A 13827-nucleotide genomic window follows, 5' to 3' on the forward strand; every position below is an offset into this window, starting at 1 on the left:
GCCGGGCGCTCAGGTGAAGCCCGTCGGGTCAGTGCTGCGTCAAACCCGGCAGCACAGACCCTGTCGCGGGCTCACCGGGGACATCTCTCAGGCGGCCAGCGGCGTGGTCTCACGCAGCGACGACCCCGTGAAGAGCACGGTGCGACCGGTCGAGTCACTGATCGTGACCTCTCCGTCCGCGGTGCTGATCTCCGGGTCGATGAGGCCGGCGTGCTCGACGGCACGCTGCACCCACTGTGGGAACTCAGTCATGGGTTCCATTCCTTTCTCTCGTCGGCGAACGGACATGCGTCGACGCATGCCGTTTCGCCAGGTGGTCTGCGGTGGCGACGGGGGAGTCGCCTGACCTCACAGGACGTCGACGACGAAGTGGCCTGTGGGAGGTCGCCGTGATCTGGGTCAGTCCCTCACGGTGGGGGAGATGCGCTGAGACAAGACACGATGTCAGTCGGCTGGAGCGGATCCGGCGGCCGTCTTGAGCGGCCTGCCGTCGCTGCCCGATCGGTCGATGCACTCCGATGAACTGGGCCGATGACGTCAGCGCAAGAGATAACCATAACGCGGCGCGGGCGGCGAAGTCAAAACGGCGGCGGCGCCGGGCCGAAGCGGCGGCAGAACGGGCGCCCGTGGAGCCCGCACGACCGCTCCCATCACTGCGTGCGGTGGCGCTTGCGCAGCCGGAACCAGAGCAGGCCCGCGAGCCCGAGGATGATGACGCCCCCGCCGAGGAGGCCGAGCGGCAGCAGGTCGACGCCCCCGGTCGCCGAGGCCGAGGAATCGCTCGCCGCGCCGGCGTCGTCCGCCTGGCTGTCGGAGCTGTCTCCCGCATCGCTGCCGCTGCCCGAGGCGGTGGCCGTCGGCGTCGGGGCGGCAGCGGCGCCGACGGGAACCGTCGCCACGGTCTCCGGAGACGTCTGCGCGAAGTCCCATTCGAGGAGGTCGACGGCGGCCTGACGCGAATTGTTCTCCGCTCCGAGGAGTGCTGAGACGACGCGCTTGCCGTCGCGTTCGGCGACGGCGATGTAGGAGCCCTTCGCCGTCGTCGTGTACCCGTTCTTCAGCCCGAGCCCGCCCTCGACGTTGCCGACGATCTGCGTGTGGTTCTGGATCTCGTAGCCCTTGAACTTCTCCTTCGTCTCCGGGTTCGTGCCTCCCGGGAACGAGTACGTCGTCGTCCCGATGATCTCCATGAGCGTCGGATTCTCCGTCACCGCGTACGCGAGCTTCGCCATGTCGGCGACGGTCGTGTACTGGTTCGGGTCGTCGAGGCCGGAGGTGTTCATCGCATTCGTGTTCGTCATGCCGAGCGACTTCGCCTTCGCGTTCATCAGGGCGACGGCCTTCTCCTGGCCCCCAGCGGCACGGCCGAGGGCGTTCGCGGCATCGTTGGCGCTCGACATGAGCATCGCGTGGAAGAGCGTGTCGACGGTGTAGTCGTTCTTCTGCATGAGACCGACCTTCGTCCCGTCGATCTCCATGTCCTCGAACTCCGCTTCGACCTTCTGCTCGGGGTCATCGAGGACGTCGATGAGCGCGAGCGCGGTGAGCAGCTTGATCGTCGAGGCCGGCGCGTGCTTGACGTCGATGTTCTCCGCGACCTGGAGCTCACCGGTGTCGAGGTCGCCGACGAGCCATGATGTGCCGATCGGCTGGGGCGGCTGCGCGCCATCGCCGAGGTTGTCCGGGCTCACGTAGATCTTCTCGGTCGGCTCGGGTGCGGCCTGGGCAGTGCCGGGGAAGAGGACGAGCGAGGCGACGACGAGGAGGAGCGCGAGTGCGGCCGCGGCCGCGGTGCGCAGGTGAGCCAGCGCCGAGGAAGGAGACGAGGACGGAGAACGCATGCGCACCAGTGTACGGATCCCGGGCGTCGCGGATCCTCAGACTCCGTGACCGGGAGGAGAACTCCGGGACGACGAAGGCGGCCGCACACGGTGAAGTGCACGGCCGCCTCGGCGCTGCTGGGGTCAGGTCGACCTCAGCGCGGACTCAGAATGCGCGCTGGAGGATCGCCTGCTTGACCTCGGCGATCGCCTTGGTGATCTCGATGCCGCGGGGGCAGGCATCGGTGCAGTTGAACGTCGTGCGGCAGCGCCACACGCCTTCCTTGTCGTTGAGGATCTCAAGCCGCATGTCCCCGCCCTCGTCACGCGAGTCGAAGATGAAGCGGTGCGCGTTGACGATGGCCGCGGGACCGAAGTACTGCCCGTCGGTCCAGAACACGGGGCACGACGAGGTGCACGAGGCGCAGAGGATGCACTTCGTCGTGTCGTCGAAGGCCTCGCGCTGTTCGGAGGACTGCAGGCGCTCACGGGTGGGCTCGTGTCCGCTCGTGATGAGGAACGGCATGATCTCCCGGTACGACTGGAAGAAGGGCTCCATGTCGACGATGAGGTCCTTCTCCAGCGGCAGGCCCTTGATCGCCTCGACGGTGATCGGCTTGGACGTGTCGAGGTCCTTGAGCAGGGTCTTGCAGGCCAGGCGGTTGCGGCCGTTGATGCGCATCGCATCGGAGCCGCAGACGCCGTGGGCGCACGAGCGACGGAAGGTCAGCGAACCGTCGATGTCCCACTTGATCTTGTGGAGGGCATCGAGCACGCGGTCCGTGCCGTACATCGTGACGTTGTACTCCTCCCAGTGCGGTGCCTCGTCCGTCTCCGGGTCGAAGCGCGCGATGCGGAAGGTGCAGTCGAAGGACGGGATCTCCCCGCCCTCACCGCTCAGGTGCGAGGGCAGGTCGACCTTCGATGCCGGCTCCGGGGTTTCGGTATCGGTGCTCATCAGTACTTACGCTCCATCGGCTGGTAACGGGTGACGACGACGGGCTTGGTCTCCAGGCGCATGCCCGGGACTCCCTCGGCCTCCGAATCCGGGTCGAGGTAGGTCATCGTGTGGTGCATGAAGCCCTCGTCGTCGCGGTTCGGGAAGTCCTCGCGGAAGTGTCCGCCGCGGGACTCCTTGCGGTGGATGGCCGCGACGGTGATGACCTCGGCGAGTTCGAGCAGGAAGCCGAGCTCGACGGCCTCGAGGAGGTCGAGGTTGTAGCGCTTGCCGCGGTCCTGGATGCCGACGTTGTCGTAGCGCTCACGCAGCTTCTCGATCTCCGCGAGAGCCGCACGCAGCGTCTCGTCGGTGCGGAACACCTGAACGTTGGCGTCCATGATCTCCTGCAGGTCCTTGCGGATCGCGCCGATGCGCTCGGGCCCGTCGGAGTTGCGCAGGCGCTCGAGGACGGCGACCGTGTCGGCCTGCGAGTCCTCGGGCAGCTCGATGACCTCGGCGCGGTTGGCGTATTCGGCGGCGGCGATGCCCGCGCGCTTGCCGAAGACGTTGATGTCGAGCAGCGAGTTCGTGCCGAGGCGGTTCGAGCCGTGGACGGACACGCACGCGCACTCACCGGCCGCGAAGAGGCCGGGGATGACGGTGTCGTTGTCGGCGAGCACCTCGGACTCGATGTTCGTCGGGATGCCGCCCATCGCGTAGTGCGCGGTCGGGAACACCGGCACCGGCTCCGTGTAGGGCTCGACACCGAGGTAGGTGCGGGCGAACTCGGTGATGTCGGGCAGCTTCTCGTCGATGTGCTTGGGCTCGAGGTGGGTGAGATCGAGGAGGACGTAGTCCTTGTTCGGTCCCGCACCGCGGCCTTCGCGGACCTCGTTGGCCATCGACCGGGCGACGATGTCACGCGGGGCGAGGTCCTTGATCGTCGGGGCGTAGCGCTCCATGAAGCGCTCACCCTCGGAGTTGCGCAGGATCGCGCCCTCGCCGCGGGCCGCCTCGGAGAGGAGGATGCCGAGTCCGGCGAGGCCCGTGGGATGGAACTGGAAGAACTCCATGTCCTCGAGCGGGATGCCGCGGTTGTACGTCACGGCCATACCGTCGCCGGTCAGGGTGTGGGCGTTCGACGTGGTCTTGAAGACCTTGCCGACGCCGCCGGTCGCGAAGACGACCGACTTCGCCTGGAAGACGTGGATCTCGCCGGTGGCGAGTTCGTAGGCGACGACGCCGGCGGGGCGGCGCTCACCGTCGACCTCGGTCATGACGAGGTCGAGGACGTAGAACTCGTTGTAGAACTCGACGCCGTGCTTGACGCAGTTCTGGTAGAGGGTCTGGAGGATCATGTGGCCGGTGCGGTCGGCCGCGTAGCACGAGCGGCGCACCGGCGCCTTGCCGTGGTCGCGGGTGTGACCGCCGAAGCGGCGCTGGTCGATCTTGCCCTCGGGCGTGCGGTTGAACGGCAGCCCCATCTTCTCGAGATCGAGGACGGCGTCGATGGCTTCCTTCGCCATCACCTCGGCGGCATCCTGGTCGACGAGGTAGTCACCGCCCTTGACGGTGTCGAAGGTGTGCCATTCCCAGTTGTCCTCTTCCACATTGGCCAGTGCCGCGCACATGCCGCCCTGGGCGGCGCCGGTGTGGGAACGCGTGGGGTAGAGCTTGGTCAGGACCGCGGTGCGTGCCCGCTGGCCCGACTCGATGGCGGCGCGCATGCCAGCGCCACCGGCGCCGACGATGACGACGTCGTAGTGATGAACCTGCATGTTTCTCCTTTAGGCCTGGCAGAACGACGCGAGCAGAGCGGGGTCGGCTCCGGCCGGGCAGGGATCGAAGGTGAAGATGACGAGCGTGCCGAGCACGAGGACGACGGCCGAGGCGATGTAGAGGATGAGCTGGAGCGCCATGCTCGTGCGCGGCTTCTCGGCGTAGTCCATGATGATCGTGCGCAGGCCGTTGGTGCCGTGCAGCATCGCCAGCCACAGCATGAGGAGGTCCCAGATCTGCCAGAACGGGCTGGCCCACTTGCCGGCGACGAAGCCGAAGTCGATCTGCTGGACGCCTTCGCCGGCCCACAGGTTGACGAAGAGGTGACCGAAGATGAGGACGACGAGGATGACGCCCGAGATGCGCATGAACAGCCACGCGAACATCTCGAACTTCGAGCTCGTGGACTTGTTGCGCGAGTACCCGGTGCGCGGAGCCGGAATCGATGTTGTGCTCATGTCAGCCTCCGAACGTGTGCATCAGCTGGCGAGGGACGAACGCGATCATGATGATCAGCCAGAGGATCATGACACCCCAGAACAGCTTCCGCTGGTTCTTCGGGCCGCCCTTGGAGAAGTCGATCAGGATGACCCGCAGGCCATTGAACGCATGGAAGGCGATCGCGGCGACGAGTGCGATCTCCCCGAAGGCCATGACCGGAGTCTTGTAGGTTCCGATGACGGCGTTGTACGCCTCGGGGGAAACGCGAACGAGTGCAGTGTCAAGCACGTGAACCAACAGGAAGAAGAAGATCCCGACCCCTGTCACGCGATGCGCGACCCAGGACCACATTCCTTCTCCACCTCGGTACAGAGTGCTCGTAGACGCTTGGGCCACGGAGCATCCTCCATCTTGGATGAATCGACGATGTACATCATGAAAGTACGCCGAAGACCGCCCAGTTGCCAGTCGGCTCCCCATTGAGCGGGCTGGATCACATTGTCACCCTGGCAGTTCTCTCACAATCGGTCACACCGCGTCTCACGGCGAACAATTACCGCACAAACGTGTGCGGTAAATCGCGGGCGCGGACCGGGGGTGCGAAATCCGTTGTCGCCGAGGCGGTGACCCGGTCTGACGCGGGTGTTCCGTTGACGATGTGTTCTGGTTCTCCTCACCCCGACACGGCGGACAACATCGGTGATGTCATGCCCGAACTTTGAGACACTGAGGGGGTGAACACGCACTTCCACGCCATCATCCCCGCGGGCGGATCGGGCACCCGACTCTGGCCGCTCTCCCGCAAGGCGTCCCCGAAATTCCTCCATGATGTCCTCGGCACCGGTCGCAGCCTCCTCCAGTCGACCTGGGACCGAGTGGCCCCGCTCGTCGGCGACGACAAGGTCTGGGTGGTCACCGGTGAGAGCCACGCCGAGCAGGTCGCCGAGCAGCTTCCCCAGCTGTGCCCGAGCCGCATCGTCGCAGAGCCCTCCCCGAAGGACTCGGCCGCCGCGATCGGTCTCGCGACCCTCCTCATCCACAGAACCGACCCCGAGGCGATCGTCGGGTCCTTCTCCGCCGACCACTCGATCACGAACGTCGACGAATTCCGTTCCGTCATCGAACAGGCGTGCGTCGCCGCGGAATCCGGCGACATCGTCACCGTCGGCATCATGCCGCGCAACCCCGCGACCGCATACGGCTACATCAAGACCGGCAGCCTCCTCGGCATCGCCGGTGCCCCGACCGCCCGCCGCGCCCTTGCGTTCGCGGAGAAGCCGGCGGCGAGCACGGCCCGCCGCTACGTCGACTCGGGCCGCTACCGGTGGAACGCCGGGATGTTCATCGCCAAGGCCTCAGCACTCCTCGAGATCCTCGCCGAGGAGGATCCCACGCTCTTCGCCGGCCTGTCCCGGATCGCCGAGGCGTGGGGGACCGATGCCCAGGAGTCCGTCCTCGCCGAGGTGTGGCCGGGGCTCGAGAAGCGCGCGATCGACTACGTCGTCGCCGAACCCGCCGCCGAGGCCGGTCGGGTCATCGTCATCCCCGGCGACTTCGGGTGGGACGACGTCGGGGACTTCGACTCCGTAGCCCGGCTCCGCCAGCCCGTGCCCGGGGAGCCGCGCGGGGTCATCTCGATCGGCGGCTCGTGCGACCTCCTCGAGGTCGACGCCTCGGGGGTCGTCTTCTCCGAGCAGCCCCGCACGGTCGCGATCGTCGGCCTCGAGGACCTCGTCGTCGTCGACACCGAGGACGTCCTCCTCATCACCTCCCGCTCCCACGCGCAGGACGTCAAGAAGGCCGTCTCCCTGGCCGGCGAGCGGGGACTCGACGACCTGCTCTGAGGAGGGGGTGTCGGTCGGAGGGGTCTCGGGCAGTCAGCCGGGTCTCTGGTGGTCAGCGCAGTCGCGGCCGGTCTGAGGAGTCTCGGGCGGTCTGAGGAGCCTCATTTGCGCCGAAAGGGCGCCTCGCAGCCAGGCATGCGCGGTCCGGCTCACCCTGTTATCGAGAGCTCTGGTCAGAAACAGAGCCCTCGAAAACAAGGTGAGCCGGAAGGCACTCGCAGGACTCTCAGGAGGGGCAACCTCCCCATACGCGGCGCCGCGTGGCCCCTACGCCGGGCTCTGGGTCCAGAGGTCGGGGCCGAAGACCTCGTAGTGGATCCGCTCGGCGGGCACGCCCTTGGCGATGAACTCGGCGCGGGCGGCCTGCATGAACGGCAGCGGACCGCACATGAACACCTCCGCCTCGGCGGGCACGGCGAGTCCGCTGAGATCCATGAAACCGCTGCGGGCCGGATGGAGGGTCGGAGCCTCGGTCGCGCCCTCCTCGTACCAGTTGATCGCCTGCGCGTCGGCCATCGCGAGCACCTGCCGGCGCAGGCCGGCGTAGAGCGCATGATGGGCATGCGACCGATCGGCGTGGTAGAGGCGGACGGTCCGGTGCGGCTGCCGCCGGGAGAGGTCCTCCATGATCGCGGCGATTGGGGTGATCCCGATGCCGGCGGAGACGAGGACGAGCGGGGCGTCCGACTCCTCGAGGACGACGTCGCCGGCGGGCTGGGAGACCTTGAGCACGCTGCCCGGCTGCGCGTTGTCGAACAGCCACCCCGAGACGACGCCGTCCGGGGCACCGCCGACGCCGCGCACCCGCTTGATCGTCACCCGCAGCGTGTCGCCGCGCGGGCCGGAGGAGATCGTGTACTGGCGCGGCTGCGTCGATCCGTCGGGCAGTTCGACGAGGATCGCCACATACTGCCCGGTGAGGTGGGCCGGGACCGCGCCGGACACGGGGGCGAGGAGGAGGGAGAAGACCTCGTCGGACTCGTCGAAGCGCTCGACGACCCGGAAGTTCCGCCACGGGTGCTCGGGCTCGGTGCCGCCGAGGGCGTAGAGCCGGGCCTCCTCGGCGATGAGCGCGGTCGCGAACAGCCAGTAGACCTCGTCCCAGGCGGCGGCGACCTCCTCGGTGACGGCATCGCCGAGGACGGTTCTCACCGCGCCGAGGAGGTAGTGGCCGACGATGAGGTACTCGGAGGCGCGGACGCCGAGGGACACGTGCTTGTGCGCGATCCGCCGCAGGACGGGCGTGAAGTCCGTGGCGTCGGGATCGATGAGCTGGACGGCGAACGCGACCACCGAGGAGGCCAGCGCCTTCGGCTGCTCGCCGATCGCCTGGTTGGCGAAGTTGAAGATGCCGAGCAGCTCCGGGTGCGCCTCGAACATCGTCGGATAGAACACCGAGGTGATCTCGTCGGCGTGCTCGGCGACGACGCCGGCGGTCGCAACGACGACCTCGTGGGAGCGGGGGCTGAGTTCCATGGTCATCCTTCTCGGTCAGTGCGGGGGCGTTGGGTGGGCGCCCGGGTGACGTGGGGAGATGCTGGTTGACGGGAGCGGAGGCGTGGGGTTCCGGGGCTCCCGGGAGCGGCCGCGGCGGACGGTTCCGCCGGTGTCGGTCGCTCCGATGGTTCCAGAGTGCCGGTGCGCCGAGGCGGCCCGCGCAGGTTTCGACCGTGTTTATTCGTCCACGCGTGCCGGTGTTCATTCGTCCGCACGTGACGGTGCGGAGTGCGCGGGCAGCGTCACCTGCGAGGCTGGCCACACTTTTCTACACGACGTAGAATCACAGGTGCAGTGCACGACTCTCCGACTCCGAGGATGTCCCCATGCCGCGCAGAACGACCGATTACCGCGGTCTCACCGAACTCAGTCGCGTCCGCCTGCTCGGAGCCGTCCAGCAGGGGCCCGACCGCACGCTCAAGGACCTCGCCGAGGCGGTCGGCCTCCATATCAACACGGCCAGGGACCACCTCGGCGTCCTCATCGACGAAGGGCTCGTCAGCGCACGGCCGCAACCGTCGGGAATGCGGGGGAGGCCGCCGACGGTCTACCGCGCGGTCGACGATGCGGAGATGAACCCGGCGGCGAAGAGTCGGATCGAGCGGGCGAAGGCGCTCGGACCGGTGCTCGCGCGGGTCGGCTACTCGTGTGTGCCCGAGTCCGTGCGGAGGCTCGGCGACGGGGCGGGGGAGCAGTTCGACGCGCTCGTCGATCATCTCGACGACTCGGGGCTCGAGCCCGTCGCCGACGACACCGGTCTGGGCATCGCGCTGGCCGCCTGTCCGCACCTCGAGCTCGTCGGGGACGAGCGGACGATGGCGTGTGCCGTGCATGCGCGCCTGCTCCACGACGTCCTCGCGCAGGTGCCGGGGCCGCTGCGGGTCGCCGAGGTCCAGCCGTTCCTCACCGCGACCACCTGCGAACTCCGCCTGCAGACGACCGGCCATCAGACCCAACCGGCCTGAGCGTCAGGTGCCCTGGCTGCGCAATCACGCTGTGCTGAACGACCCCGATGGGCTGAGTGAATCTGTCCCGGTTGAGTTTGCGCCAGTTGAATCCGAAGTGGCCAAGGCCGCCTTGGCCATCTCAGACTCAACTGGCGCAAACCGTCGATCACCGCCGATCCCGGCGGTCACTCGACGTCACCGATCGTGTCGAATTTGGTCACCCGGGGCCCACACCCGCGTCCGAGTGTCTAGCATGGCCTCAATGTCACTCAACCCCGATCCCCGCACCGCGGACGGCGCACCGCACACCGAGGCGGCGAATTCCGGCGCCGCCCGACCGAACGCCCCCCGTCCGAATGCGGCCGACACCGATGCCGCGCGCCCGAATGCGGATGGGATCGAAGCGGCTGGCAGCGATGCCGCTCGCACCAGCGCGGCTGGCAGCGACGTCGCCCGCACCGACGCCGCGCACCCCGCCCCCGACGCCACCACCGCAGCCGCGATCGCCGAGCTCACGCCCGAGCTCCTCGAGTTCCGCCGCGACATCCACGCGCACCCGGAGCTGTCGTTCCAGGAGTTCGCGACGACGGACAAGCTCGCCGCCCGGCTCGAGGCCGCCGGACTCACCCCACGACGCCTCGACGGCTCGGGGCTCGTCTGCGACGTAGGCGAGGGACCGATCGCGCTCGCCCTGCGCGCCGACATCGACGCCCTGCCCATCGACGACCTCATCACCGAGGACTTCGCCTCCACCGTGCCCGGGGTCGCCCATGCGTGCGGTCATGACGTCCACCTCACCGGCCTCCTCGGCGCGGGCATCGCCCTGCAGAGGGCGCACGAGACGACACCGGGCGGCCTCGGCGGACGGGTGCGCCTGATCTTCCAACCCGGCGAGGAGGTCACCCCGGGTGGGGCGCTGCGCGTCATCTCGCAGGGCGCCCTCGACGACGTGCCGGAGATCTACGCCGTCCACTGCGACCCCAACGTCGACGTCGGCCGGATCGGATCGCGCATCGGCGCGATCACCGCGGCCGGCGACACCGTCACCATCCGGCTCACCGGCCACGGCGGCCACACCTCGAGGCCCCACCTCACCGAGGACCTCGTCTACGCCCTCGGCAAGCTCGCGACCGACCTGCCCTCGACGCTCGGACGCCTCATCGACCCCCGCCACGCGATCTCGCTCGTGTGGGGCGAGATCAGCGCCGGTCACGCCGCGAACGTCGTGCCCTCGGAGGGGATCCTCCGCGGGACGCTGCGGTGCCTCGACGTCGACGGATGGAATCAGGTCGCCGAGGTGCTCCCCGAGCTCGTCGAGCGCATCGCCGGCCCGTACGGGGTCAAGGTCGACCTCGAGCACCGCCGCGGCGTCCCCCCGGTGGTCAACACCGAGGACCAGGTCGCCCTCATCGAGTCGGCCGTGCGGACCGAACTCGGCGAGAACTCCGTGCAGCTGACCCCGCAGTCGATGGGCGGCGAGGACTTCGCGTGGTACCTCACGCACTGCCCCGGCGCGCTCGTGCGCATGGGCACCCGCACCCCCGGCGGCATCACGTACGACATCCACCAGGGCGACCTCCTCATCGACGAGGGAAGCGTGCCGATCGCCGCACGGATCTTCACCGCCACCGCGCTCAAGGTTCTCGACGGCCGGCGCGAGGCGCTCCAGCCAACCGGATAGCGCTGGGCACCTCCAGTCCGCTGGGCAGCGCCGGCCTACCCAGGACCAGCCTGCCCGCCCGCGACCAGTCTCCCCGCCCACCACCAGCCTCCCCGCCCGCGACCGGCCTGACGGACGGCACTCAGCCCAGCCGGATACCCTGTCTGTCATGAGAACCAAGCTCGTGACCAGGGTGGGCGCCTGCCTCGGCGTGCTCAGCCTCCTCGGCGCCAGTGCGTGCTCGGTGACGACCCCCGCCGCGGCCCCGGATCCGACGACGGCCTGCATGATCTCCGCACCCGCCGGATTCGAGGACCATTCCGCCGGGGCGCTCACCCTCGCCGAGACCGAGCTCGCCCGCTCGGCCGGGGTCTTCACCGCCACCTCGAGCCAGCGGGTCTCGGATGTCTCGGCCACCTCGGCGGCACTCGCCCGCACACCGGGGGAGGAGTGCACGCTCACAACCGTCGTCGGACCGGGCGGGGCGAAGGAACTCGACTCCTACGCGCGGGAGAACCCTGAGGCGCTCTTCCTCGGGGTCGCGAGCGGGCGCGAGAACCTGCCCGACAATGTGCTCAGCATCGACTTCGACCTCGTGCCCCCGGCCTTCATCGCCGGCTACATCGCGGCGACGGCGAGCGAGTCCGGTGAGGTCGCGGCGTTCGTCTCCCGTGGCTTCCCCCAGGCCGAGGAGATCCTCTCCGCCTTCGACGCGGGAGTCGCCCTCTACAACGAGGAGGCCGACGAGGAGACCGCGGACGTCACCTCGTTCCGTGACTCGCGGATCGCCGCGCGCACGGTCGACGACACCGAGGAGGGCGGACGGGAGTTCTTCGACTCCGCGTCCCGGGCCGACGCCGACGTCATCGTGCCCTTCGGATCGGCGGCGGCGATGGGCGTCCTCGGAGCCGCCGACGAGACGCGAACGGCTGCGGCCACCGCCACCCCGGACCCCTCCGGCGACGGCGAACCGCCGGTGCTGCCGAAGCTCATCTGGTACGGGGCCTCCGGGGGCTTCAGCGATGCCGTCGTCGCGACGATCGAACCGAACATCCGCCGCGGCCTGCGCACGATGTTCCCCGAGTGGCCGCAGAGCAAGAACCCCGACGAGATCGTCGAACCCGGCGACGTCGACCCGGAGGAGATGAACGGGATCCTCGTCGCCGAACGCCGGTACGAGGGCACGATCGACAACGGCGGGATCGGGATCTCGGCCGAGGACGGCTTCCTCAGCCGGGTCTCCGATGCCGGGCGCAGCATCACCGACCTGCGCGAGCGGATCAAGAGCGGCGACATCGACCCGACGCAGGAGTGAGAACGACCCGTTGCTGCGATGATGACGGATAGACTTGCCTCGTGTTGAATACTCCCGCCGGCGTCGCCCACGACGATCCGATCCTGCAGCTGCCCAAAGTCTCCCTCCACGATCACCTCGACGGCGGTCTGCGGCCGGCGACGATCATCGAACTCGCCGCGCAGATCGGCCACGAGCTGCCCGCCACGGAGCCCGACGCCCTGGCGCAGTGGTTCACCGATTCAGCGAACTCCGGTGACCTCGTCCGCTATCTCGAGACGTTCGCCCACACGACCGCGGTGATGCAGACGCGGGAGGGCCTCATCCGCGTCGCGAGGGAATGGGTGCTCGACCAGGTTGCCGACGGCGTCTTCTACGCCGAGGCCCGGTGGGCCCCCGAACAGCACCTCGCCGGGGGACTCGACCTCGACGAGGTCGTCGAAGCGGTGCAGGAGGGTCTCGAGGCCGGTGTCGCCGAGGCGGCCGCTGAGGGCAAGCTCATCACCGTCGGCCAGATCCTCACCGCGATGCGCCAGGCCGACAACTCGATGGCCATCGCCGAACTCGCGATCCGCCACCGGGAGAAGGGCGCGGACACCGGCGTCGTCGGCTTCGACATCGCCGGACCGGAGAACGGCTTCCCGCCGTCGGCGCACCTCTCGGCGTTCAACGCCCTTCACCAGGCCTACGTTCCGCTCACCATCCACGCCGGCGAGGCCGCCGGCAAGGAGTCGATCCACGAGGCGGTCACCGTCTGCCATACGCAGCGCATCGGGCACGGGGCGAGGATCGTCGAGGACATGGACATCGTCGACGGGGAGGGTCAGCTCGGCAGCCTCGCCGCCTGGGTCCTCGACCAGCAGATCCCGCTCGAGCTGTGCCCGAGTTCGAACCTCCAGACCGACATCGGCGGGACGATCGCCAGCCACCCGATCACCGGGCTCAAGGACCTCGGCTTCGCCGTGACGATCAACCCCGACAACCGCCTGATGTCCGGGACCTCGATGACCCGTGAGATGCGGCTGCTCGTCGACGAGGCCGGCTGGACGCAGACCGACCTCGAGTGGGCCACCGTCAATGCCGTGACCGCGGCGTTCCTTCCCCTCGACGTGCGCGAGCGCATGCTCGACGAGATCCTCATCCCCGGATTCGCCCGGGTGACGGTGTGAGACCGGGGAGCACCGACGCCGGATCCGGCGGGGGAGTCGAACCCGCCGGACACGGCGTTCCCACGCCGCGGGCGATGCTCATCCCGGTCATCGTCCTGCTTCTTCAGGCCCTCGTCCTCGCGGGCACCGCGGTGTCGTTCATCGTCACGGCGTTCTCCGCGGGATCGCTGGCGACCTCCCTCATCGGGCTCGCCGTCATGTTCCTCATCTTCACCGCCGGCCTGCTCGCCGCCGCCCGCGGGTCGTGGCGTCTGCACCGCTGGGCCCGGCCCGCGGCGATCGCGTTCGAGCTCCTCGTCATCGTCTTCGGCTTCAGCACGATCGGCGGTTCCCTGTGGTTCGGCCTCGCGTGCCTCATCACGGCCATCGCCGTCATCCTCGGCTACTTCACCCCGCCGGTCGTCGACGCCTACAACCGCGCGCTCGCCGACTGAGC

Annotated in this window: 13 protein-coding genes; 6 read left to right on the forward strand and 7 right to left on the reverse strand. The window is 68.8% G+C overall.

Going from position 1 to position 13827, the window contains the following annotated elements; all coding sequences use genetic code 11:
- Window positions 1-87: 87 nt before the first annotated feature.
- The 6 genes from ABD154_RS09985 to sdhC all read right to left on the reverse strand — a co-directional run bounded on the left by ABD154_RS09985 (window position 88) and on the right by sdhC (window position 5376).
- Window positions 88-252: a hypothetical protein gene (locus ABD154_RS09985; protein ID WP_198499304.1), complete on the reverse strand. Its 165-nt coding sequence runs from the start codon at window positions 250-252 to the stop codon at window positions 88-90.
- A 398-nt stretch (window positions 253-650) separates the two neighbouring features.
- Entirely contained in the window at window positions 651-1841 is a 1191-nt protein-coding gene (locus ABD154_RS09990) for a D-alanyl-D-alanine carboxypeptidase family protein (RefSeq protein ID WP_198499303.1), read from the reverse strand.
- Between the two features lie 145 nt (window positions 1842-1986).
- Window positions 1987-2778: a succinate dehydrogenase iron-sulfur subunit gene (locus ABD154_RS09995; protein ID WP_137826170.1), complete on the reverse strand. Its 792-nt coding sequence runs from the start codon at window positions 2776-2778 to the stop codon at window positions 1987-1989.
- Window positions 2778-4538, reverse strand: a complete 1761-nt coding sequence (gene sdhA / locus ABD154_RS10000; RefSeq protein ID WP_198499302.1) for a succinate dehydrogenase flavoprotein subunit — start codon at window positions 4536-4538, stop codon at window positions 2778-2780. The genes ABD154_RS09995 and sdhA overlap by 1 nt, the downstream gene beginning before the upstream one ends.
- Window positions 4539-4547: 9 nt before the next feature.
- Entirely contained in the window at window positions 4548-4997 is a 450-nt protein-coding gene (locus tag ABD154_RS10005; RefSeq protein ID WP_198499301.1) for a succinate dehydrogenase hydrophobic membrane anchor subunit, read from the reverse strand.
- A gap of 1 nt (window position 4998) precedes the next feature.
- Window positions 4999-5376: a succinate dehydrogenase, cytochrome b556 subunit gene (sdhC, locus tag ABD154_RS10010; RefSeq protein ID WP_137826173.1), complete on the reverse strand. Its 378-nt coding sequence runs from the start codon at window positions 5374-5376 to the stop codon at window positions 4999-5001.
- Between the two features lie 338 nt (window positions 5377-5714).
- Here sdhC and ABD154_RS10015 point away from each other — a divergent pair, with 338 nt between their 5' ends.
- A complete protein-coding gene (locus tag ABD154_RS10015) occupies window positions 5715-6824 on the forward strand; it encodes a mannose-1-phosphate guanylyltransferase (RefSeq protein ID WP_198499300.1) in 1110 nt (369 codons plus the stop codon).
- 267 nt (window positions 6825-7091) lie between these two features.
- On the opposite strand, the gene ABD154_RS10020 is transcribed toward ABD154_RS10015, so the two are convergent.
- On the reverse strand, window positions 7092-8300 hold the full coding sequence (locus tag ABD154_RS10020) for a globin domain-containing protein (protein ID WP_211978930.1): 1209 nt from the start codon (window positions 8298-8300) through the stop codon (window positions 7092-7094).
- A gap of 347 nt (window positions 8301-8647) precedes the next feature.
- Here ABD154_RS10020 and ABD154_RS10025 point away from each other — a divergent pair, with 347 nt between their 5' ends.
- The 5 genes from ABD154_RS10025 (at window position 8648) to ABD154_RS10045 (ending at window position 13825) form a co-directional block, all read left to right on the forward strand.
- On the forward strand, window positions 8648-9286 hold the full coding sequence (locus ABD154_RS10025) for a helix-turn-helix domain-containing protein (protein ID WP_211978931.1): 639 nt from the start codon (window positions 8648-8650) through the stop codon (window positions 9284-9286).
- A 244-nt stretch (window positions 9287-9530) separates the two neighbouring features.
- The gene (locus ABD154_RS10030) at window positions 9531-10949 is read left to right on the forward strand and encodes an amidohydrolase (protein WP_249121034.1); all 1419 of its coding nucleotides are present in this window, start codon (window positions 9531-9533) and stop codon (window positions 10947-10949) included.
- 148 nt (window positions 10950-11097) lie between these two features.
- Entirely contained in the window at window positions 11098-12243 is a 1146-nt protein-coding gene (locus ABD154_RS10035; protein ID WP_211978932.1) for a BMP family ABC transporter substrate-binding protein, read from the forward strand.
- Window positions 12244-12284: 41 nt separating this feature from the next.
- Window positions 12285-13391, forward strand: a complete 1107-nt coding sequence (locus ABD154_RS10040) for an adenosine deaminase (protein WP_198499296.1) — start codon at window positions 12285-12287, stop codon at window positions 13389-13391.
- Window positions 13388-13825, forward strand: coding sequence for a hypothetical protein (locus tag ABD154_RS10045; protein WP_232623648.1), 438 nt, complete (start codon window positions 13388-13390; stop codon window positions 13823-13825). Before ABD154_RS10040 ends, ABD154_RS10045 begins: the two co-directional genes overlap by 4 nt.
- Window positions 13826-13827 lie beyond the last annotated feature (2 nt).

It is taken from the genome of Brevibacterium sanguinis, from assembly GCF_039528855.1.
Classification (GTDB): Bacteria; Actinomycetota; Actinomycetes; order Actinomycetales; family Brevibacteriaceae; genus Brevibacterium; species Brevibacterium sanguinis.

Excerpts from the sequence above, each read along its gene's own strand:
- ABD154_RS10005 (WP_198499301.1), bottom strand. The coding sequence starts at position 4,997 with ATGAGCACAACATCGATTCCGGCTCCGCGCACCGGGTACTCGCGCAAC.
- ABD154_RS10025 (WP_211978931.1), top strand. The coding sequence starts at position 8,648 with ATGCCGCGCAGAACGACCGATTACCGCGGTCTCACCGAACTCAGTCGC.
- ABD154_RS09995 (WP_137826170.1), bottom strand. The coding sequence starts at position 2,778 with ATGAGCACCGATACCGAAACCCCGGAGCCGGCATCGAAGGTCGACCTG.
- sdhA (WP_198499302.1), bottom strand. The coding sequence starts at position 4,538 with ATGCAGGTTCATCACTACGACGTCGTCATCGTCGGCGCCGGTGGCGCT.
- ABD154_RS10020 (WP_211978930.1), bottom strand. The coding sequence starts at position 8,300 with ATGGAACTCAGCCCCCGCTCCCACGAGGTCGTCGTTGCGACCGCCGGC.
- ABD154_RS09985 (WP_198499304.1), bottom strand. The coding sequence starts at position 252 with ATGACTGAGTTCCCACAGTGGGTGCAGCGTGCCGTCGAGCACGCCGGC.
- ABD154_RS09990 (WP_198499303.1), bottom strand. The coding sequence starts at position 1,841 with ATGCGTTCTCCGTCCTCGTCTCCTTCCTCGGCGCTGGCTCACCTGCGC.
- ABD154_RS10035 (WP_211978932.1), top strand. The coding sequence starts at position 11,098 with ATGAGAACCAAGCTCGTGACCAGGGTGGGCGCCTGCCTCGGCGTGCTC.
- ABD154_RS10030 (WP_249121034.1), top strand. The coding sequence starts at position 9,531 with ATGTCACTCAACCCCGATCCCCGCACCGCGGACGGCGCACCGCACACC.